We start from the raw sequence: 22,438 nt of genomic DNA on the forward strand, positions 1-22,438 counted from the left end.
CAGCGCTTTCCGGAGTTGACCGTTTGCATCTTGGTGCCCTGTTCATTGCAAGCCATGTCCTGACCTCCGGGTCGGTCCGCGAGACCGCGCGGCGCTTCCAGCTGTCGCCCTCCACCGTCTCGGCGGCAATCCATAATCTCGAGACCGAACTGGCGATGAAGCTGACGGAACGTGCCTCCGGCGAGCTGGCGACGCTGATTGCGAGCGGCAGGGTGCTGGAAGGCTTGGAGCCGATCATGGCTGCGATCGGTGAGCTCGGTCAATGGGCCGGTCACGACGGCGCCGGCGCCGAGATCGACGAGGCGTGGGCATCCCGCATTCCCGTCAAGATCGTCACCATGGAGCGTTTTCTGGAGGTTGCCGACCAAGGCAGCATCAACCGGGCCGCTCGCCGCCTGCGCCTCGGTCAGCCGCAGCTTTCGCTTCAGCTTGCCAATCTTGAGAAATTTATGAGCCATCGCCTGTTCGAGCGGCAGGCGCAGGGGTCGGTCCTGACGGAGGAGGGCAGGCGCGCATACCTGATCTTCATGGCGATCAGCCAGGCGTGGAACGATCTCAAATCGTCGGCCGATGAGCGTTATCGGCGTACCGCCCGGTCGCTGCGCATCGGTTCGATCATCCCGACCGGATCGGAAAGCTGGGTGGCCCGCTGCCTGGGCACGCTGGTTTCGGAATGGAATCTGCGCCGCAACAACAACGCGATTTCGCTGGTCTCGATGACCGCCGACGATCTGCGCGAGGCGCTGAAGAGCGGCCGCATCGATGTCGCTATCCTGGATTCGGTCTTCGGGCTGGAAAACTTCCGCCATCGCGAATTGCTGCAGACCGACATGGTGGTGATCGCACCGCCTGATAGCGACGAGACCAGCGTCGCTGATCTCGTCGCCGGCCACCCGATCTGCATGCCGAGCCTGCGCACCGGCCTCGGCCATGCGGCCATGGCCTTCAGCTATGAGCGCGCGCCAAACCGGCGCCTGCGCGGCCAGGATATCACCGCGGCGGATTCGCTGCCTGTCATCGTCGACCTCGTCGCCAATCACGGTTACGTCTCCTTCCTCGGTCGCGTCAGCGCCATGCCGATCGCCGACAAGGTGCGCATCGTCGATCTCGACGAGCATCTGCCGATGTCCTATCACGTCGCCTTCAACCATCGCAAAGCCGCCGCCGATGCCTGCACGATGATCATCGAGGCGGCGGCGAGAATTACGTCGGAATCCGTCGTGCGAACCATAAGGCCGGCGGATGCCGGAGCCAGGGAGACTGCAGCGTGACGATCTTGCTTGAAGTATGCGTGGACAGCGCCGAGGGCCTCGCCGCCGCGATCGAAGGTGGCGCCGGGCGCATCGAACTCTGCTCGGCGCTGGAACTCGGCGGCTTGACGCCGCTGCCGAGCCTGATGCGGATCGCCGCCAGGGCCTCCATTCCGGTCTACGCGATGATCCGCCCCCACGCCGGCCCCTTCATCTTCGACGGGGCAGACGAGGAGGCGATGATGATCGATATCGATGCCGTGCGTGCCGCTGGCCTTGCCGGCGTCGTCATCGGCGCCAACCGGCCGGATGGTACGCTCGACATGCCGTTGATCCACCGTTTGAAGGTGCATGCGGCCGGCCTCGGCTCGACGCTGCATCGCGCTTTCGATCTGGTGCCGGATGCCGATCAGGCGCTGGAGCAGGCGATCGAGCTCGGCTGCGAACGCATCTTGACCTCCGGCTGCGCGCTGAAGGCGGCGGATGGCCTCGACACGCTGAAGCGCATTTCGGCAAAGGCGGCCGGCCGCATCGCCATCATGCCCGGCAGCGGCATCCGCCCGGCCAATGTCGGCGAGATCCTGCAGGCGACCGGCGCCCGCGAGATCCACGGTTCCTGCAGCTCGCCGGTCGAAAGCGCCGATCCACGCGCCGTCGCCTTCGGCTTCGAGGCGAGGAGCACGAACAAGACGGATGTCGCTATTGTCAGGGAGATGCGCAGAGCGATTGAGGCGGCGGGTTAGCCCGACTGCGGGAGAAGGGATATGCCGCAACATCTCGATTCCCTCTTCTCCCCAGCGGGGAGAAGGTGCCCGTAGGGCGGATGAGGGGGCCGGCGGAGCCGGTCTTTCCCAACTTCCATGCGGGGTTTCACCGGTTCGTGTTGTCTTAGGGCGTTGCAGTCGGCGTCGCGGGACAGGTTATGAGGGGAGGGATGTGCCGTGTGGCCCCCTCATCCGCCTGCCGGCACCTTCTCCCCGAGGGGAGAAGAGGATATGCCGCGCCCTATCCGTTCCCCCGCTCGCTCTCGCAAGGCACGCCCGGTAGGGTGAGGAGCAGCCACAAGCGCGAACCGGACAGCTGTGGTCTCGAACAGAACTCAGCCGCTTCTGATCGTTCCCGAAATTGCCCTAGCCACCAATACTGATCACCGCCTTGATCAGCCCGTTCTTGTCATGCGCCCAGCGCGCGAGATCGCGCGGTGCATCCGCAAGCGTCGTGCGGTGGGTGATGAGCTTGTCCACCGGCACCAGCCCTTTGGCGATCGAATCCGCCACATGCTCGAAATCGACGCGGGTGGCGTTGCGGCTGCCGATCACCATCATCTCGCGCTTGTGGAATTCGGGATCGGAAAAGCGGATATCGTCCTTGACGACGCTGACCAGCACCAGTGCGCCGCCATGGGCGACGAAGGAGAAGGCCTTCTCCATCGAAGGGCCATAACCCGTCGCGTCGAAGACAACGTCGAAACCGTCGCCATCGGTCTTTTCCCGGACGGTCTCCGCTGTCGCCTCGTTGGCGACGATGCCGGAGGTGAAGCCGAAACGCTCGGATGCCATCTGCAGCCGCTCCGCGCTTGTATCGAGCAGTGTCACCTCATGGCCTGCAATACGCGAGAAGATCGCTGCCCCAAGCCCGATCGGCCCGGCGCCGATGACGAGCGCCCGCGCCCCGGCGCCGGTCATCGAACGGCGCACCGCATGGGCGCCGATTGCCAGAAACTCGGTCGTCGCCGCCGCTTCGAGGCTTAAGCCCTTGGCGGCATAGAGGTTCTCGGCCGGAACCGAAATCTCCTCGCAGAAGGCGCCGTCGGTATGGACGCCGAGCACCTTGATGTTCGTGCAGCAATTCGGCTTGCCCTGGCGGCAGGCGATACATTGCCCGCAGGAGAGATAGGGATTGACGATGACGGGCGTGCCGACTGCGATAGTGACCCCGTCGCCCGCTTCCAGCACCGTTGCCGAGATCTCATGCCCCATCACCCGGGGATATTCGAGGAAGGGATGTTTGCCCTCGAAGATGTGGTAATCGGTGCCGCAAATGCCGACATGGCTGACGGCAAGCCGCACCCAGCCGGCGGCGGGAGCCGCTGGCGAAGGACGCTCGACGATATCGAGCACGCCGGGCTCCCGGCAAAGAACTGCTTTCATGACGGGTCTCGCATTCTTCGAAAGGAGGAAGCCGGTTTGTCTGGCCGGCTCGCGCCGATGTGGCGCCGTATCGAAAACATCTGCCCCTCACCCTAGCCCTCTCCCCGTAAAAACGGGGAGAGGGGACGTGCCAAACGGGATGCTGGCGAGGGACGGAGAGGTTTGCGGCATATCCCCTTCTCCCCGTCAGAACGGGGAGAAGGTGCCGGCAGGCGGATGAGGGGCAGGCGGCGCTCTCCCGGGCAGACGCCGATCTCCCGCTCGCCGCTCAATTGCTCCGGCGGCGGCGCAGCTGGTCGAAGAACACGATCACGATGATCAGCAGACCGGTGATGATGCGCTGCCAGAAGGAATTGACGTTCAGAAGGTTCGCGCCGTTGTTGATGGTGGCGAGAATAAAGGCGCCGATCAGCGGGCCATGCACCGAGCCGACCGCGCCGAACAGGCTGGTGCCGCCGATGACCGACGAGGCGATCGCCTGCAGTTCCCAGCCGTCGGCCTGCGTCGCATTGCCGATCGCGATGCGCGAGGCAAGCAGCACGCCGACGAAGGCGGCGAAGGAGGCAGACAGGATATAGGCAAGATAGATCATACCCTTGACGTTGACGCCGGAAAGGCGCGCCGCTTCGGCATTCGAGCCGACCGCAAAGAGATAGCGGCCCCAGCGGCTCAGATGCAGAAAGATGAAGGAGGGAACCGCCACCAGGATGACCATCCAGAACAGGCTGGGAATACTGAGCAGATCGGCGCGGGCGAAATTGCTGAAACCCTCATTGGTGATGCTGATCGTCGAGCCGTTGGTGATCAGCAGGCCGATGCCGCGCAGCGATGTCAGCGTTGCCAGCGTGATGATGAATGGCGGCAGGCCCATATGCACGATGCCGAAGCCATGGAAGCCGCCGATCGCCACGCCCATGAGCAGCGTCAGCACGATCGCCGCCCAGAGCGGCACGCCCGCCTGTAGCAGCCAGGCGATGATGACGGTGCAAAAACCGACGATGGCGCCGACCGAAAGGTCGATGCCGGCGGTGATGATGACGAAGGTCTGGCCAAGCGAGAGAATTGCCGTCATCGCACCCTGACGCAGCAGGTTGGAGATGTTGAGCGGCGTCCAGAAGCTGACGGTAAAGATGCCGAGCAAGACCCAGAGGAAGAGCAGCAGGCCGATCAGCGTCAGGCCGAACAGGATGTTCATTTTCCGGCGCGGCGGCGGCGCGACGATTTCGGTGGGGGTAGCAGTCATGAATTTTCTCCCTCTTATTCTTTTGGCTCAGACGCCGATCGCTTCGCTGAGCACTTCTTCATGCGTCGCCGCGTGGAAATCATGGCTGGCGACGATTTTGCCGGCGCGGAAGACGTGCAGCCGGTCGGCCAGTTCGTAGACCTCGGGCAGATAGGAGGAGATCAGGATGATGCCGGCGCCCTCCTTCAGAAGCTTGGCGAAGAGCCGGTAGATTTCCGCCTTGGTGCCGACATCGACGCCGACGGTAGGCTCGTCGAAGATGAAAAGCCTTGCGCCATGGCTCAGCCACTTGCCGATGACGATCTTCTGCTGATTGCCGCCCGACATGCTGGAGGCCGGAACGCGCCGGCTCGGCGTCTTGATGCTGAGATTGCGGATCTGCCTGTCGGCATTGGCCGATTCGCGCGTGTGATTGATCACCGGCCCGTGGCTCAGCCGCCCGAACACCGGCAGATTGATGTTGAGGCCGATCGACAGGTTGAGGCAAAGTCCCTGGTCGCGCCGGCTTTCCGGCGCCAGCGCAATGCCAAGCTCCATCGCCGTGCGTTCGTTGCGGATATCGACAGGCTTGCCCATCCATTGGACATCGCCTGATGTCGTCGGCTGGCGGCCGTAGAGCCCGAGCGCGAATTCGCTGCGCCCGGCGCCGATCAGGCCATAGAGCCCGACGATCTGTCCTGCCTTGACGCTCAGCGATATGTCTTCGAAACCCGGGCCACTCAGGCCGTTGACCTGGACGATCGTCTCGCCGATCGCAATCTCTTCCTTGTGGTAGATCTGTTCGATCGAGCGGTTGATCATCAGTGCGATCAGTTCGGCGTCGTTGGTCTCGCCGATCAGGCGCGTGCCGACATGCGTGCCGTCGCGCAGCACCGAGACACGGTCGGCAAGCTCGAACACTTCCTCCATGCGGTGGCTGATATAGACGATGGTGACGCCTTCGCCCTGCAGGCGGCGGATCAGCTTGAAAAGCTGCGCCGATTCCTGACGTGTGAGATAGGCTGTGGGTTCGTCGAAGATCAAAAACTGCGTGCCGCGCATGGCCGCGCGCGCCGTCGCCACCAGCTGCTGCTGGCCAATCGTCAGCGAACTCAACAGCGCTCCTGCCGGAAGGCCGAAGCCGAGATCGTCGAGCACGGCCTGCGCCATCTTCACCATCTGCTTCTTGCGCATCAGACCGTAGCGGTTGACCTCGTCGCCGAGGAAGAGGTTGGCGGCAACGGTCAGGTGCCGGCAGAGCACGACTTCCTGGTGAACGGCGTTGATGCCGCGCGCGATTGCCTCGTTCGGCGTCGACAGCGCTACCGGCTGGCCGCACCACAGCACCTCGCCGGCCGTGCGGGTGATGACGCCTGTCAGCAATTTGATGAGGGTGGATTTGCCGGCGCCGTTTTCCCCGACGATGGCGTGGATTTCGCCGGCGAGAAAGGTCAGCGTCGCTGGCTTCAGCGCCTGCACATGACCGTAATTCTTCTGCAAGCCCTTGAGTTCAAGGATAGGCGATCCGGCGGGAATTCGATTGGCTTCTTTCAGCGTGGCGCTGTCATCATGGCGATGACTGACCTCTTCCAGTCCGATCATGGGACCTCTCCTCCTTATGTCGCGTCTGCTCTCCATCCAGCGCAAAACATAGCACAGATGGAAAAGGCCGCGCCGGTTTTTGAATCCGGCGCGGCCTGTCTGTCTTCGTTACTTGATCTTCGGGTTCAGCAGCGCGTCGATCTTCGGATCGGCCATATTCGCCTTGGTGACGAGGTTTGCGCCGGTATCCACATTTGCCGGGACCTTCTCGCCCTTGGAGACGGCAAGAGCGGTCTTGATGCCGTCATAACCCATGCGATAGGGGTCCTGAACGACGAGACCCGCAATCGCACCATCCTTGAGGAAGCCGACCGTCTTGTCGTCGCTGTCGAAGCCGATGACCTTGATCTTGTCGCCGAGCTTGTTTTCAGCGATCGCCTGGCCGACGCCCTGTGCCATGATCAGGTTCGAGGCGAAGATACCGACGAGGTTCGGGTTTGCCGTGATCAGGTCGGTCATCATGTTGAGGCCGGTCGTTGCCTGGCCATCACCATACTTGTCGGCAATGACCTTCAGGCCCGGATGTTTGGTCTTCACCTGATCCAGGAAGCCTTCGCGGCGCTGTTCCAGCGAGCCGACGCCCGGAAGATTGGTAAGGATGACGACTTCGCCCTCTTCCTTGCCGGTCATTCCCTTGATGGCGGCAGCCAGACCATCGGCTGCGATGCGGCCGCCCTGAACGTTGTCGGTCGTCAGGAACGACTTGAACGCCTTGGAGTCGGCGCCGGAGTCGATGCCGATGATCGGAACCGACTTGGCCGCTTCATCGATCGGCTTGCCGAGCGCCTTGAATTCGGTCGGCGAAATGACGATGGCGGCCGGCTTGCCGGCAACGGCGTTCTCCAGAATGCTGATCTGGCCGTTGATGTCGGATTCGGCCTGTGCGCCGAGTTCCGGCACCTTGACGCCGAGATCCTTGCCGGCCTTGCGGGCGCCCGCCAGAACGATCTGCCAGTAGAACGACGTCGTGTCCTTGACGATGATCGGGATCGTCACATCGGCGGCAAACGACGGTGCCGGCATCGCCGTGGCGATAACTGCGGCACCTGCAAGCGCGGTAAAGGCGCGGCGGGACAGAAGGGATTTCACGATACTCATAAGGGTTCTCCTCTCAGGGTGCGTTCTCCTCCAAATAAATCGGCCGCTGAACGCAGGCGGACGATTTTTATCGATAAAAAACATTTGCCGATTGAAGCTAGCCGAGGCGCAATCAAATTGCAAGAGCGCCAAACCGGCTTTTTTTCTTTGGTAAACTCCCGCCAAGCAACTGATTTTATTTCAATACCGCGATACCCTAAAATAGGGATCAGGCTTGATCGACCTCGTGCGGATGGACGACGCCCTTTTTCAAAATCAGGTTGCCGTACAGCCGGAATTCCGTCGTCGCGACGATATAGGCGGCCTTGCGGGCCATCGCGTAGAAAGCAAAGCGTTCGACCGGCACGATGCGGAAATCGCCGGCGCGACGCGTCACGATCTCCTGGAACTCGGCGCAGACCTCGGGCATCGCATCGGGATCGCCGACCACCTCCATCCGCCACACCGCTTCCGGCACGAAAGTGTCGAGCGGCATATGGGTCAGGATGGCCTCGGCCATCGCGGTGGCGCTGACGCCGTCGGCGCGGATGACCGGCGGGCCCATCGAGCCCGAGGGAAAATTGGCGTCCGATATGACGATGTCGTCGCCATGTCCCATGGTCTTCAGCGCATGGAGCAGGTCGGGGCCAAGCAGCGGATGAATACCCTTGAGCATATAATCTCTCCTCAGACTCGGACGGCTTCGGCGCCGAGCGGCGGCGCGACCAGCGTATAGGGTTCGAATTCGGCATAGATCTCGTCGGCAAGCGGCGGCTCGACGATCTCCATGTTGCGCGTCAGGCTCGACGGCTTGGCTGTGCCGATCAGCACCGATGCGACGATCGCCTCACGCAGCGGAAATTGCAGGGCGGGAGCAGCGAGCGGCACCCCGTGGCGTTTGGCGATCGCCTCCATCGCGCCGACCTTGGCAAGCACGTCGTCATCAGCCGGCATATAGTCGAAATGCGAACCCGGCACCGGGCCGGTGGCGAGAATGCCGGAGTTGAAGACACCGCCGACGACGAGCGAGGTGCCCTTCTCTCGGCAGAGCGGCAGCAGTTCGGCGACGGCCGAGCGGTCGAGCAGCGTGTAGCGGCCGGCCATCAGGATGCAGTCGAGATCGGAATGGCGCATGACGTCGAGGCAGACGGGTACTTCGTTGACGCCGAGGCCGAAGGCGGAGATCGCGCCAGACGACTTGAGTTCCTCCAGCGCCTTCACGCCGGAATCGAGAAACTGTTTCTGGTGGACCGCATTCTTCGCCGCGCCATGGGTATAGACGCCGAGATCGTGCACATAGAGAATATCGATGCGGTTGAGGCCGAGGCGCGCATAGCTGAACTCGACCGAGCGCATGATGCCGTCATAGGAATAATCGTAATCGGCATCGAAGGAGAGAGGATTGACATAGCTGTAGTCGGGCACGGTGCCGGTCGGCACCGGCCGAAGCAGCCGGCCGACCTTGGTGGAAAGCACGTAACTGCCATCCGGCTGGTCGCGCAGGAAATCGCCGACCCGCCGCTCGGCAAGGCCGAGCCCATACCAGGGCGCCACGTCGAAATAGCGGATGCCGCTGTCCCAGGCCGCCTGCAGCGTCTCCATTGCCTGCTCGCGCGGGCAGTCGCGGTAGAGACCGCCGAGAGCGGCCGCACCGAAACTGATTTCGGTCACCTCCAGCTTGGTCTTGCCGATCCGTCTCGTCTTCATCATTCCTCCTCACGAAGAAGCTGAATTATTTGGAGCAATCCCAGGAAAAGTGTGAAGCGGTTTTCCGACCGGGATTGCGTACTTCAAATCAATCCCAGGAAAAGTGTGAAGCGGTTTTCCGTCCGGAATTGCGTAAAAACAAAGATTACAGCGTCGCACCAAGATGCCACGGCACGAATTCATTGTCGCCGTAGCCGAAGATCTCGCTCTTGGTCTTCTTGCCCGAGGCGGTATCGACGATCAGATCGAAGATCTCGCGGCCCTTGCCGCTGATCGTCGCGTCGCCCGTGGCGATCGTGCCGCAATCGATGTCCATATCCTCTTCCATCGAGGCATAGAGCGCCGAATTGCTGGAAAGCTTCAGCGACGGCGCCGGCCGGCAACCGAAGCAACTGCCGCGGCCAGTGGTAAAGGCGATCATGTTTGCCCCGCCCGCCACCTGCCCGGTCGCCGAAACCGGGTCGTAGCCTGGTGTGTCCATGAAGACGAGGCCGGGGGCCGTGACACGCTCGGCGTAACCATAGACCGCGGTCAGCGGCGAGCGCCCACCCTTGGCGACCGCGCCGAGCGACTTTTCGAGGATGGTCGTCAGCCCGCCGCGCTTGTTGCCCGGCGACGGGTTGTTGTCGAGCGAGGCGCCGTGCAGGGCGACATAGTCCTCCCACCAGGCGATTTTCTCGTCGAGCTTCTTTGCCACCTCGTCGCTGACGGCGCGGCTGCGTAGCAGGTGTTCTGCACCATAGATTTCCGAAGTCTCCGACAGGATCGCCGTGCCGCCGGCCGCCGCCAGCAGGTCGGCCGCGACACCCAGCGCCGGATTGGCGGTGATGCCGGAAAAGCCGTCAGAGCCGCCGCATTGCAGGCCGATGATGATCTCGCCGATCGACATCGGCACGCGTTTTTCCTTGCCGACATCGGCGGCGATTTCGCGCAGCATGCCCATGGCGCGCTCGACCGCGCGGCGCGAACCGCCGGCATCCTGGATGTTGAAATGCCGCTTCGAGGCGCCCGCTCCACTCTGACCGTAGAGCGTCAACTGGTTGACCTCGCAACCGAGGCCGATCATCAGCACGCCGCCGAAATTCACATGTCTTGTGTAGCCGGCGAGCGTCCGGTGCAGCACATTCATGCCGTCGCCGGTCGAGCTCATGCCGCAGCCCTGGTCGTGCACGATCGGCACAAAACCGTCGATGCCTTCATAATGCGGCAGGATCATCCGATTGGCCTCGTCGGCGATCGCCCGACAGACCGTGGTGGAACAGTTCACGCTGGCGATGATGCCGATATAGTTGCGTGTCGCCGCCCGTCCGTCGGCGCGACGATAGCCCATGAAGGTGCGCCCCACGTCGTCGACCGTCGCCGCTTCCGGCGCCGAATTGGCGGTCGCCGCCAGCCGGTCGTTTTCGAAATGCAGGTTGTGGCTGTGCACATGGTCGCCGGCCTTGACCTCGGCCGTGGTGCGGCCGATTGCCTGCCCGTATTTCACCACGGGTGACCCGAGCGGAATATCCGCTATCGCCACCTTATGGCCGGGGTCGATCTTCTCACGGGTCTGAATGCCGGCAACCGTCGAACCCGGCGCGATTGCCGCCGTTGCGACCGCGACATTGTCGCCAGCCGAAAGGATGATCCAAGGCAGTTTGTCCAAGTCTCTATCTCCCTAGAGCATGATGCCGAAAAGTGTCAGCGGTTTTCGGACGACTTCATGCTCTAACTCTTTAATTTAGAACAGGATTCAGATTTTCAGGCCATCCCACCTAAAATCACCCTGTTCTAGCGAAACGCTCGCTGCATCGGCGAATGCGCATTGATTTTGTTTTTTATCTACAATAAACATTTTCAAGTCAACGGGAATATTGATCCTGTGGACGAGGGAGGCAATGAGCCGCAGGCGACCGGAACTAAGCTAAAGGTCGTTTGAACAAGCCCCGGTCTGTTCTGCCCTGCTTTGAAGCGGGCGACGGTCACGAGGGCGGAAAGCGGGGTCTGGTGGCAAGGCAGAATACGGTTTTCAAGGAAGCCTACAACAGGTATGCCGCAGCGCTGCGCAGGGATAGCGCGCTGCCCTCGGAGCCGGAGATCGCGGCCCAGCTCGGCGTCAGCCGCTCGACGGCGCGCGCCATCCTGACGCGGCTCAGCGAAGAAGGCATCATCCGCTGGAACAAGCGCCAGAAGATCGTGCTGCGCCAACCCACCGACCATGACCTCTTTCCCTCCGAAGAAACCGACTCCCTCCATGATATCATCGAGCGCAGCTTCATGCAGCGCATCCTTGCCGACGATGCCGCCCCCGGCATGCAGATCAACGAGCTGGAGCTCGCCCGCGAAATCGGCACCGGCACAACAAGCGTGCGCGAATTCCTGATCCGCTTCTCCCGCTTCGGCCTCATCGAGAAACGGCCGAACAGCCACTGGACGCTCAAAGGCTTCACCCGCGAATTCGCCCTCGAACTTGCCGATGTGCGCGAGATGTTCGAGCTGCATTCCGCCGCCGAATTCGGCCGGCTTCCCAGGGATAATCAGAGCTGGGCCGATCTTGCCACTATCCGCGACGAACATCACACCATGCTTGCCGACATCAACCACCGCTTCAAGGATTTTTCCGTTCTCGACGAGCGCTTCCACTTGCTGATCCACCGCGCCTCGAAGAACCGCTTCATCGCCGATTTCTACGACGCCATCGCCATCGTCTTCCACTATCACTACCAGTGGAACAAGACCGCCGCCCGCGCGCGCAACGAGCGCGCCATCCACGAACATCTGGATTATATCGCAGCGCTGGAATCCGGCGATCAGGCGGCGATCGAAACCGCCTGCCGCGCGCATCTGCATTCCGCCCGCCAGACCCTGCTGCAATCCCTGCCGCAGATCGCGACGGAGAGCGCGTGAGGGGAGCCCACCATGAAACATTTCGGTATGTAAGCCGTTATCGCTGGCATGGCCGACGCTAAACTCAATCCGACATCGGTCGACGGTACCGAACCGCACGGTGCCGATAAGACACGCCAGGAGACGGCATCGGCTGTCGAGGTCGGGCCGCCGCCAAATGTCACTGAACCCGATCCGGAGTTGACGCCTGAGGAGGCTGAGCAGGCGCGCAAGCGGTATTTGCTCAAGCGCTTCTGGATTAGCGCGCGCCGTTACTGGGGTCGTCGCGGTGACAGGTTTGCCTGGCCGTGCTCGATCGGGCTGCTGGCGATGATCTGCATGAATGTCGGCTTCCAGTATGGGATCAATCGCTGGAACCGCGGGATATTCGACGCCATAGAGCGACATGATGCCGGCACCGTCTATTACCTCAGCGGCGTGTTCGTGCCGCTCGTGCTCGGAAGCGTCATCCTGGTCACCGCACAAGTCTATGTCCGCATGATGATACAGCGGCGCTGGCGTTCCTGGCTCGCGACCGCAGTCATCGCGCGCTGGCTTGCAAACGGCCGATATTATCAGCTGAACCTCATCGGCGGCGATCACAAGAACCCCGAGGCACGCATCTCGGAGGATCTGAGGATTGCCACCGAATCCCCCGTCGATTTCATCGCCGGTGTCATCGCGGCGTTCCTGTCGGCCTCGACCTTCATCGTGGTGCTGTGGACGATCGGCGGTGCTTTGACGCTGCCGATCGGCGGGTGGACCGTCACCATTCCCGGCTTTCTCGTCGTCACAGCGGTCCTCTACGCCGTGATCACCTCAAGCGTGATCGCGGTGATCGGCCGTCATTTCGTGCAGGTCTCCGAGGTCAAGAACCAGGTCGAGGCCGAATTTCGCTACACGCTGACGCATGTGCGGGAAAACGGCGAGAGCATCGCGCTTCTCGGCGGCGAGGAGGAGGAACGCAACGACCTCGACAAGACCTTTCGCAATGTGCTGAAGCAATGGGCGCTGCTGGCCCGCCAGCACATGCGCACGACATTTGTCTCGCACGGGTCGATGCTGATTGCGCCCGTCGTGCCGGTCCTGCTTTGCGCGCCGAAATTTCTCGAAGGCAGCATGACGCTGGGAGAGGTCATGCAGGCGGCCTCAGCCTTCGCCATCGTCCAGACCGCCTTCGGATGGCTTGTTGATAATTACCCGCGTCTTGCCGATTGGAATGCCTGCGCGCGGCGCGTCGCTTCGCTGATGATGTCGCTCGACGGGCTGGAGCGTGCCGAACAGAGCGACTCGCTCGGGCGCATCAAGCATGGCGAAACCGAAGGCGAGGCGATGCTCAGCCTCAACGATCTCTCGGTGTCGCTAGACGACGGCACCGCCGTGGTCACGGAAACCCGGGTCGAGATCGAGCCCGGCGAGCGGGTGCTCGTCGCCGGTGAATCCGGGTCGGGCAAGAGCACGCTGGTGCGGGCCATCTCAGGTCTCTGGCCGTGGGGCGGCGGCAGCGTCGATTTCCGCGCCGACAGGCGATTGTTCATGTTGCCGCAACGGCCCTATATTCCTTCGGGGACGCTTGGCCGTGCCGTCGCCTATCCAGGCGCCGCTGATAGCTGGCCGCTGGATGAGATCAAGTCGGCCCTCGACAAGGTGGGACTGGATTATCTGAAGGACAGGATCGAGGAAGAGGCGCCCTGGGACCAGACCTTGTCGGGCGGCGAAAAGCAGCGGCTCGCCTTTGCGCGTCTCCTGCTGCACCAACCCGATATCATCGTGCTGGATGAAGCAACCTCGGCACTCGATGAGAAGAGCCAGGACAAGATGATGCAGATGGTGATCGATGAATTGCCCGAGGTCACCATCATCAGCGTCGCGCATCGCGCCGAGCTGGAAGCCTTTCATAGCCGCAAGATCACGCTCGAGCGGCGCGAGGGCGGCGCAAAGCTGGTCAGCGATATCGATCTTATCAAGCGCACGAGAAAACCGAACCTGCTGTCACGCGTTCTGGAGAACCGCCGCTCCCCACCGAAAGGCAGCACGACCGCGAGCAATGCGCCGCAGCCTTAGAACGGAAAATGAAGTCGGCTTGGCACAAAATCATCAATCGCGCAGCGGAGACTCCGCGCTTGCAATCTGATCCAGATTTTCGATCAGCCGCTTGAGCAGATCGACAAGTTGTCCCGCTTCCGCATCTGTGAAGCCGGTCAATGCCTCACGATTGCCCCGGAACAAGGCTGTGATTGCCTCAGGCATGCGTTCCTGCGCGGCTTTCGTCAGCACGATGCGGCTGCTGCGACCGTCAGCTGGGTCGGGTGTGCGCTCGATCAAGCCATCCCTCTCCATGCGTGCGAGCATCTGCGCCATCGGCGGTTGCTCGACCCTGGCAAAGCGGGCGAGGTCGCGCTGCGTGCTGGCCTTGCCATCTTGCAGCGCTACCAGGACGGGCAACTGGCCGACACCGAAGCCGAGCGGTTTAAGGCGTGACTCGCTGAGGCGGATAAACCCCCGCGCCGCAAGACTGATGAGATGCCCCGGCGTTGAAAGCACGTCTTCATTCATTTCCGTCCCCCTTGCCTGCGCTTGACCGCGAGATATATATGTACATATGTATCTTGATGTGCGGCGTGAGACAATGTCATTTCGATGCCGCCCAGCGAATAGTTCAATCTCCATTGAGGAAACGACATGTCTAAAAATGACGTCGAAATGATCAAGCGCATCTATGCCAGCTTCAATGCCAGAGACATTGACGCTGTCCTGGCCGTTCTTTCCGATGATGTCGCCTGGGCCAACGGCATGGAGGGCGGCCATATCAATGGCCGTGAGGCCGTGCGCGACTATTGGACACGCCAGTGGGCTGTCATTAGTCCCCACGTCGAGCCGGTCGCATTTGAAGAAACGCCAGATGGCGCCGTCGCTGTCGAGGTAATCCAGTCGGTCTTTAACCTCGATGGCCGGCCACTGGAAAATCAAAGTCATGGCCTGAAGGACAAGACCGTGACGCATGTCTTTCGCATGCAAGGCGACAAGATCGTCCGCTTCGATATCCGGGATGCACTGTAAACTTGCATTACTGCGTAATTCCCGGAATCGGAATCGATCTAAGCATAGAATTATGCAGCGATTCAAAGTGTTGCAGGGTCCTTTGCGCGTCTGAAAAGACGCTGCAATGCCGGGGGCAGGCACGGTGCACCATCACGAGAACCTGCATGATGGCGCATCCAAAGTCTTGGCGACCATCACGCCTGATACGATCGGGCGGCGTTATTTCGAGAAATTTGCCGAGCTGGTGAACGTGCCCGGTAAACCGGGCCAAGGCCAATGAGATCATGCTCCGCCACGGGCCGTTCCCGGTCTGATATTTCAGCTGGCAGCTCGATCTGCACGCCGCCCCGGCCATCGCCAACTGTGGCGTGAGCGGCACCGAGCCACCAAGGGCTCAGCCGTCCAGCCAGGCGGCGAGTCCATCAAGCGTCTGCAGCCCGTATTCCACCGCGCCGAAGCCGATGACCACCTGACGCCGCTTGGCACTGGGGTGGAGCTGGCGCATGGTCAGCACCGTCTTGCCATCGGCCTGCTCGTCGAAGGTCACCGTGGCTCGGAAACGGTCGGGGTCGTCGGGGTCGGGCGTGCCATAGTCCATCACGATCCGCTCGTTCGGCACGATCTCCAGAAAGCGCATGAGGTTCGGGAAGCGTTGCTGCTTTCCCTCGAACACACCCACCATGTCGAACCGCCAGACCCCGCCCTCGCGGATATCGGCTTCGTGGGTCTCGATGCTGAGGCCGGCCGGGCCGTACCATTCGCCAAGCGCCTTGGGGTCCATCCAGGCGGCAAAGACCTTGTCGCGTGGGTGGTTGAGCAGCTTCACCAGCACGATCTCGCGGTCGAGCGACCATGTCTCAAACAGGTTTGCCATGTCCTTCGTCATCCTCTTCGGTTTTGTCCAGGTAGACTTCGAGCCGATCCAGCCGCTCGGTCCAGCGCCGGCGCTCCGATATCATCCAGTCCGCCGCCTCGTCGAAACGCGCCTGCACCAGCCGGCACCAGCGGCTGCGCCCGCGCTTCTCGCTGGCGATCAGCCCGCAATCTTCCAGCACCCTGAGATGCTGGGCGAAGGAGGGCAGCGCCATGTCGAAAGGTTCGGCGAGCGCGCTGACCGGCAACTCGCCTTCGACCAGCCGCGACACCACGGCGCGGCGGGTCGGGTCGCTGAGAGCGTGAAAGGCGAGATCGAGGGGGGTCGAATGGTAAGGCATATCAATCCGTAAATTGGTCGGGGGCGGCGGTCAAGGATAAAAAGGTACTTGCCTTAGTATCCGGCTCGAAATATGAAGGTAGTTGCCTTAGTGTTCAGCCCCGAATGCAGGAGCCGCTGTGGCGCAACACCTTTCAAGGAGGACTCCAATGGTCGTTCGTGTTGATCTCATGATCTCGCTCGACGGTTTCGCGACAACAACGGACCAGACGCCCGAAACCCCGTTCGGCGAGGACTGGCCGCGTCTGGTCGGCGCCTATGCGGCAACGCGAACCTTCCGGGAGCGCGTGCTCAAGGATACGACGGGAGCAGGGATCACAGGTGTCGACGACGAATATGCGAAGGAATATTTCGAGAATGTGGGCGCCGAGATCATGGGCGCCGGCATGTTCGGTCTGCACAACTTTCCCGACGATCCGAACTGGCGCGGCTGGTGGGGCGACGAGCCACCGTTCGGGTGTCCGGTCTTCGTTCTCACCCACAAGCCGCGGCCCTCCATCGAGATGGCCGGCGGGACGACGTTCCACTTCCTCAATACCACCTCTGATGATGCGCTCCAGCAGGCCGTGGGGGTCGCAAACGGTAGGGATGTGAGGATAGGCGGTGGCCCCTCGGTCGTTCGCGACTATCTCAAAGCCGGCCTTGTCGACCGCCTTCATGTTGCCATCACGCCGATTTTGCTGGGGCGCGGCATCCGCCTGTGGGACGATCTGCGCGGCCTGGAAGCCGGCTGCACCGTCAAGACCGAAACGTCACCGAGCGGCACCATCCACCTCACTTTCCAACGCTAGTCACCAAGCTGAGGCCGATTTCCGCCCCTTGCATGACGCCGATCCGCGTGCTAGATACTGAACCAGATGGTTCAGTTTTTGACAGCCCGCCTTGATGCTTCCTTTGCCGCGCTCTCGGACGCCACGCGACGCGGCGTTCTGGAGCAACTCGGCAGTGCGGATGCTTCGATCACGGAGCTTGCAGAGACGTTCCACATGAGCCTCACGGGCATGAAGAAGCACGTCAGTCTCCTGGAGCAGGCGGGACTGGTGACGACGGAGAAGGTCGGGCGAGTGCGGACCTGCAGGCTGGGCTCACGCGGGCTCGAGGAGGAGGCGGCCTGGATCGAGGCGCGCCGCCAGATCTGGAACGCACGCTTCGATGCGCTGGATGAAGTGGTCGAGGGCCTGAAACGGAGGGAGAAAATCGATGGGAGACAGAGTGAGTAACGGCCGCACGGCGGTCGAACGGAGATCCGAGCTTGAACTCGTGGTGACGCGCACCTTCGACGCCCCGGTTCGCCTCGTATTCGACGCGTGGACCAAGCCCGAATTGTTCAAGCTGTGGTGGGCGCCGAAGTCGATGGGCGTGCCGATCCTTTCCTGCGAGATGGATGTTCGCACCGGGGGCAGCTATCGCATCGCGTTCGGACGCGACGCGTCGGACGCCATGGCCTTCTTCGGCAAGTATCTCGACGTGTCGCCGCCATCGCGCCTCGTCTGGACCAATGACGAAGGCGGGGACGGCGCCGTCACCACGGTGACCTTCGAGGAACAGGACGGCAGGACGCTGCTGGTCCTGCAGGAACTCTATCCCTCGAAGGAAGCGCTCGACCAGTCTTTCGTCGGCATGGAAGACGCGCTGCCCGAGCAGTTCGAGCAGTTGGATGAACTTCTCGTCACGCTCAGTGCGAGCGCGTGACAGCGCGCCTTCGAAACGTCTTATACCGCTCGAACTTCGGCAAGCCGCTTGACTGCGTAATCGTCTGGCCAGCAGACGGCGGCTTCCCATGCGGCTGAGGCTTGCGCGGCCATGTCATGTGCGCCGTCGTCGAGATCGGCGGCGTTGCCGGGCAGCACCAGGTCAAGGTCGGGGACGTCGACATGTGTCTCATCCCAGTCGATCAACGCGACCCGATCTGCAGTCATGCGGACGTTGGCAGGGCTGTTGGGATTGCCGTGGACAACGCACGTCGGACGGCCGATGAGCCGCGCCCACGCTGCTCGACATCGAATAACGCCCTCAGGCGGCATCGCCGCAAGGTTGATCCTTGTTCCGGTCTCAGTATGCAGGAGATCGCTCGACGATCGCCAGCCCGGGCGCTGCGGCCAGCCTTGCGTCAGCCGATGCAGCTCGCGCAGTGTGTCGGCGACGCGACGCCAGTCGGACCCCGTCTCGGGCGGTCCGCCCTCGATGTATTTCATCACCACCAGCCCGTCCACGAACAGCCGGCCGTCAGTCGTCGGGATCGGTACCGGAACCGTCATACCTTCACGGCCGAGGTATTGGAGCAGCTCGGCTTCCCATGCGAGGTCAGCGTCGCTCCTGGAGCCGAGACGAGCGACCGCGATCTGCCCGTGGACGCGAACGCTCCACACGTCGTTGGCAACTCCACCCGTGAGCGGTTCGATGCGAACCGCGTCTTCACCCCATTGCCCGAGTGCTTCCCATCCCATTGGCGATACCCTTGGCGGCCATGATTAAATTGACGGAAGAAATAGAGAAGTTTACTAGGCCACAAAGGCCGCTGGCGGCTGGCGCGAAGCTGCCGTTGGTAGCAACCCGAACGCCTCAACCTCTCTCCTGCGTCCTCCGGCTTTCACCAACCAGTTCCCATAAATCGACCTTCTCGGCGCGCCCTTTGACCTGCACCAGACCCAGCGGCCGAAGTTCGAAGCAGGTGCCGACAGCATCGTGGATGGCGGCGCTCACCAGGATCGAGGTGTTGAATTCCTTGTTCAGTCCTTCGAGCCGTGAGGCGACATTGATCGTATCTCCCATGGCCGTGTACTGCTGGCGCGAAATCGCTCCGAAACTGCCGACGACCGCCGGGCCGGTGTGCAATCCAAATCGCGTGACGAGCGCGGGACGGCCATTCCGGCGGTTGGCTTCATTCAACTCTTCGACCGCCGCTTTCATGGCAAGCGCACAGCGGCAGCCGTTTTCGGCATGGCTGGCATCTGGAACTGGGGCGTTCCACATGACGAAAATGGAATCGCCGAGATATTGCACGACAGTGCCGCTATGGCGCTCGGCGATGGTGTTCAAGAGTTCGAAATAGGCCGACAGCGTATCCACAACCTCCTCGGGCGAATGCTGCTCCGAGATGGTGGTGAAGTCCCTGATGTCGGTGAACAGCACGGTCACATCCTGCCGCTGCGCCTTGGCGACCGCTCGCCCTTCGGGATTGACGATCCTTCTCACGACTTCACGCGGAACATAGAGGGCAAACTGGCTGATGGCATGGCGGCTTGCCGCCAGCGCGCTCGCCAGCGTGTTGATCTCCGATATCCAGGAGTGGGAGACACCTTTCTCGCCGACGTCGAGGTCGCCAATCCTGCGCGCCTCGTCGGCCAGCCGATAGAGGGAGCGGCTGACCATGCGCGACAGCAGCACCGAGGCAGCGACACCCGCGAACACGAAGGCGCTGGCAATCAGGAGATTGTGCAGGAGCAGCCGATTGGCCTCGGCCACCAGATCTTCCAGAGGCACGACGATTGCGGCGACGCTTCCCTTGAACAGACCGGACACGCCGACGGGGGCGATCTGCAGGATCTGGCGTTCGCCATCGAGATCGATCCGCGCCACGCCGCCATTGGCAAAGGCGGGATCGCGCCTGAGCCTCGCCACCGTTTCCAGGCTCGTGTCGTAACTGTCTGTCGTCGTATCGACGGCAACGGCGCCATCGGCATTTTTCGACCATATGCCGAGAAGCCTTTCCATGGTCGCCGGGTCGGAATGGGCGATCAGATCATCGGCATCGTCGATGATGTAGGCGCGCGCCCGCGGCGAAATCTCCTGCGCGTCCAGCAGGCGACTGATGGTCTGCAGGTGAATGTTGATGCCGACGACCACCTGACCATTGTCCCGCATCGGGGCTGCGATCGTCAGCGTCGGAACCTTGAGCGTTCCGGTGACATAGGGCCCAACAGACACCGGCACGCCGTGCTGAACGGCGGATTGATACCACGGCCGTTGCCTGGGGTCGAAGAATGCATAGTCGATTTCCCGCTCGCCGATCGGCTTTGCATCCCTGTCGAGAAACCGCAGCGTCGAGGTGACATCAGCACCGTGTCTGCCGGCGATCGTCCTGATCGCGAAAGCCGTACGGTCGGGTGCCGCCAGCGTCTGGCGAACATCGCGCCTTTCGGTGTTGATGACCTGCAGGTACGAACCGTCGGGGTAGCCGGTGTAAATGCTCGTCGCGTTGGGGACGCTTCGCAGGATCTCCAGGAAGAATTGCTGTTTTGCCGCGATATCCTGCGGCGGCGGGGAGGCGAGCAGCGGCAGGGTCGATGCGAGCGCCACCGCCTCGGTGCCGCCCTGCAGCGTATTGCGGTATCCCTCGATCAGCCGCAGGCTCATCTCGCGCATCTGCTGCACGCCGGCGCTGACCGCAGCGTTGCTTCCCTGCCTGAACGCCAGCCAGATGATTGGCGTCGACGTGCAAAGCAGCGATGCGACGACGAGGACGCCGAGGTGCAGTCTCAGGGGTTTGGACCAGAGCACGAGATATCCCTCGAAATGCGGACACATTTCAGCAGCCGTGCAGGAATGAGCGTCCCCAACGATGGCAGCTAACTGCTTTTTGAGGATTTACACAAGGCAGTCATGGGAGTGCCTCGGCGCTGCTGAGTTCGCTGGCTATGGCTGCTGCAGATCTTTGCTTGTGGCGGATATCGGATTCCCCGCGCCGCTTGCGCACAGCGCGGAGATGCTATCCGGTTGATGACTGGCGAGGCGGCTTGGCTCCCTCTTCTCCCCTCGGGGGTCCGGAGGACGGGTCGAGACACGTGGCTCGACCCGGTCGGTGGCCCGAACGGTCGGAAGGGGGCGGCACGGCACGCCGTTGATTGCCCTTCGCTTACGCTCCAGGCATTCGCGGCTCTGCCGCTCACCCCCTTGTATCTGCATGTTAGATTTTATGTGCGATGGAAGCGATTGAGCCTCTGGCTGGGTGGCCACCCAGCCAGAGGCGTGACGAAGTCGCCCGTTTCCCCCTCCGGTTACAACCGTGGATGAGCCTGGGATCTTCGTCATCGTCACGTACGACCGAATAGTCGCTTGGCTTCAACCGCACGCACAAGGCAGGTTACCGTGAACAGAGTTATATGTGGAGTGGATGTTTCGAAGGACTGGCTGGATGCGTTTATCCGCCCGTCCGGGGTTTTTGAGCGTTTCAGCAACGATGCGGCCGGCATCGGCGCGCTGGCTGCGCTCTGCCGGGAGCAGGGTGTCGAGCTCGTCGTCATGGAGGCGTCGGGCGGCTACGAGCGTTCGGCCTTCCTGCTGTTGTGGGAGTTGGGGATCGCCTGCGCGCTTGCCAATCCGCGCCATGTGCGCCGCTTTGCCGAGGCCATGGGCTTTCTGGAAAAGACCGACCGGATCGATGCGGCGATGATCGCCCATTATGCCGAGGCCAGGCGGCTGTCTGCCCTGCCGCCGCCGAAAGCCGCGCAGCTGCGGCTGTCGGCGCTGATGACGCGGCTGTCTCAGGTCACCAGCGATCTGACCGTCCAGAGGCAGCGCCGCAGTGCTGCCCGCGATCAGCAGAGTGTGGCAAGCCTCGACGAAGTGATCGCGCTTCTGGTGCGCCAGAGCCGCACCCTTGAGGGCGAGATTGCCTCGATGATCGACGACGATCCGCTCTGGGCCTGCCTCAACCAAGCCTTTCGCTCGATCAAGGGGGTGGCGGACCGTACCGTTGCCCGGCTGATGGCCGAACTGCCCGAAATCGGCCGAATCTCCAACAAGGCGATCGTCAAACTGGCCGGCCTGGCGCCGATTGCCAACGATAGCGGCAAACGCAGCGGACCCCGGCCGGTGCGCGGCGGGCGCTCCGGACCGCGTGGCATCCTGTTCCTGGTCGCCGCCACCGCGGCCAGGTACGATCCGCATTTGGCTGCCTTCAGGCAAAGGTTGCAGAGCGCTGGCAAGCCAAAAATGGTTATCCGCATTGCGCTCGCCCGAAAACTGCTGGTCATTCTCAATGCAAAAGCACGGGATGCGCGAAGAGAATTCGAATGCGCAACTTGACAACCCAGATAGTCGCTCATCGCCTCGCTATCGCTCCGGCACTTCTCCCCGTTGGGGAGAAGAGGTCAGTGGTAGCGCTTTCGCCATACTTTCTGCCGGGCAGGGGTAGGCGAGACCTGCGGTCAGGCGGATGATGGGCGTGCTGATCTCACCGGCAGCAGCGGCGTTCATATCTTCTCGGCCCAAAGCTGCCGCCGGATTGCAGCAATCGTGGCATTTGCCGCGCAATGGCGCTTATTTCCATTGAATCCCGCCATCAGTGGCCCATAGTGTCGGCATT

General features: G+C 62.2%; 22 protein-coding genes. 10 read left to right on the plus strand and 12 right to left on the minus strand.

The genetic code is table 11. The features are described 5' to 3' along the window. The first annotated feature begins 23 nt into the window (after window positions 1-23). Both N2A41_RS00700 and N2A41_RS00705 read left to right on the plus strand, forming a co-directional pair. Window positions 24-1,271 (plus strand): LysR family transcriptional regulator, encoded by a 1,248-nt coding sequence (locus N2A41_RS00700; RefSeq protein ID WP_260111092.1) that lies wholly within the window; start codon window positions 24-26, stop codon window positions 1,269-1,271. After that, a complete protein-coding gene (locus tag N2A41_RS00705; RefSeq protein WP_260109987.1) occupies window positions 1,268-1,993 on the plus strand; it encodes a copper homeostasis protein CutC in 726 nt (241 codons plus the stop codon). The genes N2A41_RS00700 and N2A41_RS00705 overlap by 4 nt, the downstream gene beginning before the upstream one ends. A 387-nt stretch (window positions 1,994-2,380) precedes the next feature. On the opposite strand, the gene N2A41_RS00710 is transcribed toward N2A41_RS00705, so the two are convergent. From N2A41_RS00710 to N2A41_RS00740, 7 genes are all read right to left on the minus strand, one after another. Then, window positions 2,381-3,400 (minus strand): zinc-binding alcohol dehydrogenase family protein, encoded by a 1,020-nt coding sequence (locus N2A41_RS00710; RefSeq protein WP_260109988.1) that lies wholly within the window; start codon window positions 3,398-3,400, stop codon window positions 2,381-2,383. A gap of 268 nt (window positions 3,401-3,668) precedes the next feature. Then, window positions 3,669-4,643 carry an ABC transporter permease gene (locus N2A41_RS00715; RefSeq protein WP_017966843.1) on the minus strand — a complete coding sequence of 325 codons (975 nt, stop codon included), beginning with the start codon at window positions 4,641-4,643 and terminating at the stop codon, window positions 3,669-3,671. 27 nt (window positions 4,644-4,670) lie between these two features. Beyond that, window positions 4,671-6,224, minus strand: coding sequence for a sugar ABC transporter ATP-binding protein (locus tag N2A41_RS00720; protein ID WP_260109989.1), 1,554 nt, complete (start codon window positions 6,222-6,224; stop codon window positions 4,671-4,673). Window positions 6,225-6,332: 108 nt separating this feature from the next. Continuing rightward, window positions 6,333-7,322, minus strand: a complete 990-nt coding sequence (locus N2A41_RS00725; RefSeq protein WP_170258803.1) for an ABC transporter substrate-binding protein — start codon at window positions 7,320-7,322, stop codon at window positions 6,333-6,335. 208 nt (window positions 7,323-7,530) lie between these two features. Beyond that, window positions 7,531-7,977, minus strand: a complete 447-nt coding sequence (locus N2A41_RS00730; protein ID WP_017966846.1) for an RbsD/FucU family protein — start codon at window positions 7,975-7,977, stop codon at window positions 7,531-7,533. 11 nt (window positions 7,978-7,988) lie between these two features. Continuing rightward, the gene (locus tag N2A41_RS00735; protein WP_222296229.1) at window positions 7,989-9,008 is read right to left on the minus strand and encodes an aldo/keto reductase; all 1,020 of its coding nucleotides are present in this window, start codon (window positions 9,006-9,008) and stop codon (window positions 7,989-7,991) included. Window positions 9,009-9,153: 145 nt separating this feature from the next. Next, window positions 9,154-10,656: a UxaA family hydrolase gene (locus N2A41_RS00740; protein WP_260109990.1), complete on the minus strand. Its 1,503-nt coding sequence runs from the start codon at window positions 10,654-10,656 to the stop codon at window positions 9,154-9,156. Window positions 10,657-10,997: 341 nt separating this feature from the next. Between N2A41_RS00740 and N2A41_RS00745 the strand changes: the two genes are divergently transcribed. Next, window positions 10,998-11,897: a GntR family transcriptional regulator gene (locus N2A41_RS00745; protein WP_017966849.1), complete on the plus strand. Its 900-nt coding sequence runs from the start codon at window positions 10,998-11,000 to the stop codon at window positions 11,895-11,897. Between the two features lie 48 nt (window positions 11,898-11,945). Further along, window positions 11,946-13,940: an ABC transporter ATP-binding protein/permease gene (locus N2A41_RS00750; protein ID WP_260109991.1), complete on the plus strand. Its 1,995-nt coding sequence runs from the start codon at window positions 11,946-11,948 to the stop codon at window positions 13,938-13,940. Between the two features lie 33 nt (window positions 13,941-13,973). On the opposite strand, the gene N2A41_RS00755 is transcribed toward N2A41_RS00750, so the two are convergent. Continuing rightward, window positions 13,974-14,432: a MarR family winged helix-turn-helix transcriptional regulator gene (locus tag N2A41_RS00755; RefSeq protein ID WP_017966851.1), complete on the minus strand. Its 459-nt coding sequence runs from the start codon at window positions 14,430-14,432 to the stop codon at window positions 13,974-13,976. A 126-nt stretch (window positions 14,433-14,558) separates the two neighbouring features. Here N2A41_RS00755 and N2A41_RS00760 point away from each other — a divergent pair, with 126 nt between their 5' ends. Next, on the plus strand, window positions 14,559-14,936 hold the full coding sequence (locus N2A41_RS00760) for a nuclear transport factor 2 family protein (protein ID WP_260109992.1): 378 nt from the start codon (window positions 14,559-14,561) through the stop codon (window positions 14,934-14,936). Window positions 14,937-15,042: 106 nt separating this feature from the next. Continuing rightward, window positions 15,043-15,198, plus strand: coding sequence for a hypothetical protein (locus N2A41_RS00765; protein ID WP_246726217.1), 156 nt, complete (start codon window positions 15,043-15,045; stop codon window positions 15,196-15,198). Between the two features lie 114 nt (window positions 15,199-15,312). Here the strand turns inward: N2A41_RS00765 and N2A41_RS00770 are convergent, their stop codons facing one another. Together N2A41_RS00770 and N2A41_RS00775 are read right to left on the minus strand one after the other, a co-directional pair. After that, the gene (locus N2A41_RS00770; protein ID WP_170258816.1) at window positions 15,313-15,792 is read right to left on the minus strand and encodes an SRPBCC family protein; all 480 of its coding nucleotides are present in this window, start codon (window positions 15,790-15,792) and stop codon (window positions 15,313-15,315) included. Further along, window positions 15,776-16,132, minus strand: coding sequence for an ArsR/SmtB family transcription factor (locus N2A41_RS00775; protein WP_064245196.1), 357 nt, complete (start codon window positions 16,130-16,132; stop codon window positions 15,776-15,778). The genes N2A41_RS00770 and N2A41_RS00775 overlap by 17 nt, the downstream gene beginning before the upstream one ends. Window positions 16,133-16,280: 148 nt before the next feature. On the opposite strand from N2A41_RS00775, the gene N2A41_RS00780 reads away from it, so the two are divergent. The 3 genes from N2A41_RS00780 to N2A41_RS00790 all read left to right on the plus strand — a co-directional run bounded on the left by N2A41_RS00780 (window position 16,281) and on the right by N2A41_RS00790 (window position 17,823). Beyond that, window positions 16,281-16,922 (plus strand): dihydrofolate reductase family protein, encoded by a 642-nt coding sequence (locus N2A41_RS00780; RefSeq protein ID WP_170262948.1) that lies wholly within the window; start codon window positions 16,281-16,283, stop codon window positions 16,920-16,922. A 66-nt stretch (window positions 16,923-16,988) separates the two neighbouring features. Next, window positions 16,989-17,351, plus strand: coding sequence for an ArsR/SmtB family transcription factor (locus tag N2A41_RS00785; protein WP_170262949.1), 363 nt, complete (start codon window positions 16,989-16,991; stop codon window positions 17,349-17,351). Continuing rightward, window positions 17,332-17,823 carry an SRPBCC family protein gene (locus N2A41_RS00790; protein WP_170262950.1) on the plus strand — a complete coding sequence of 164 codons (492 nt, stop codon included), beginning with the start codon at window positions 17,332-17,334 and terminating at the stop codon, window positions 17,821-17,823. Before N2A41_RS00785 ends, N2A41_RS00790 begins: the two co-directional genes overlap by 20 nt. Before the next feature lie 20 nt (window positions 17,824-17,843). On the opposite strand, the gene N2A41_RS00795 is transcribed toward N2A41_RS00790, so the two are convergent. Then, window positions 17,844-18,578, minus strand: coding sequence for a phosphotransferase enzyme family protein (locus N2A41_RS00795; RefSeq protein WP_260109993.1), 735 nt, complete (start codon window positions 18,576-18,578; stop codon window positions 17,844-17,846). A gap of 115 nt (window positions 18,579-18,693) precedes the next feature. After that, complete coding sequence (locus N2A41_RS00800) at window positions 18,694-20,658, minus strand: adenylate/guanylate cyclase domain-containing protein (RefSeq protein ID WP_206119885.1); 1,965 nt, start codon at window positions 20,656-20,658, stop codon at window positions 18,694-18,696. 561 nt (window positions 20,659-21,219) lie between these two features. On the opposite strand from N2A41_RS00800, the gene N2A41_RS00805 reads away from it, so the two are divergent. Continuing rightward, window positions 21,220-22,158, plus strand: a complete 939-nt coding sequence (locus N2A41_RS00805; protein ID WP_260109994.1) for an IS110 family transposase — start codon at window positions 21,220-21,222, stop codon at window positions 22,156-22,158. Window positions 22,159-22,438 lie beyond the last annotated feature (280 nt).

This window comes from Rhizobium sp. SRDI969 (assembly GCF_025152725.1).
Lineage (GTDB): Bacteria > Pseudomonadota > Alphaproteobacteria > Rhizobiales > Rhizobiaceae > Rhizobium > Rhizobium leguminosarum_I.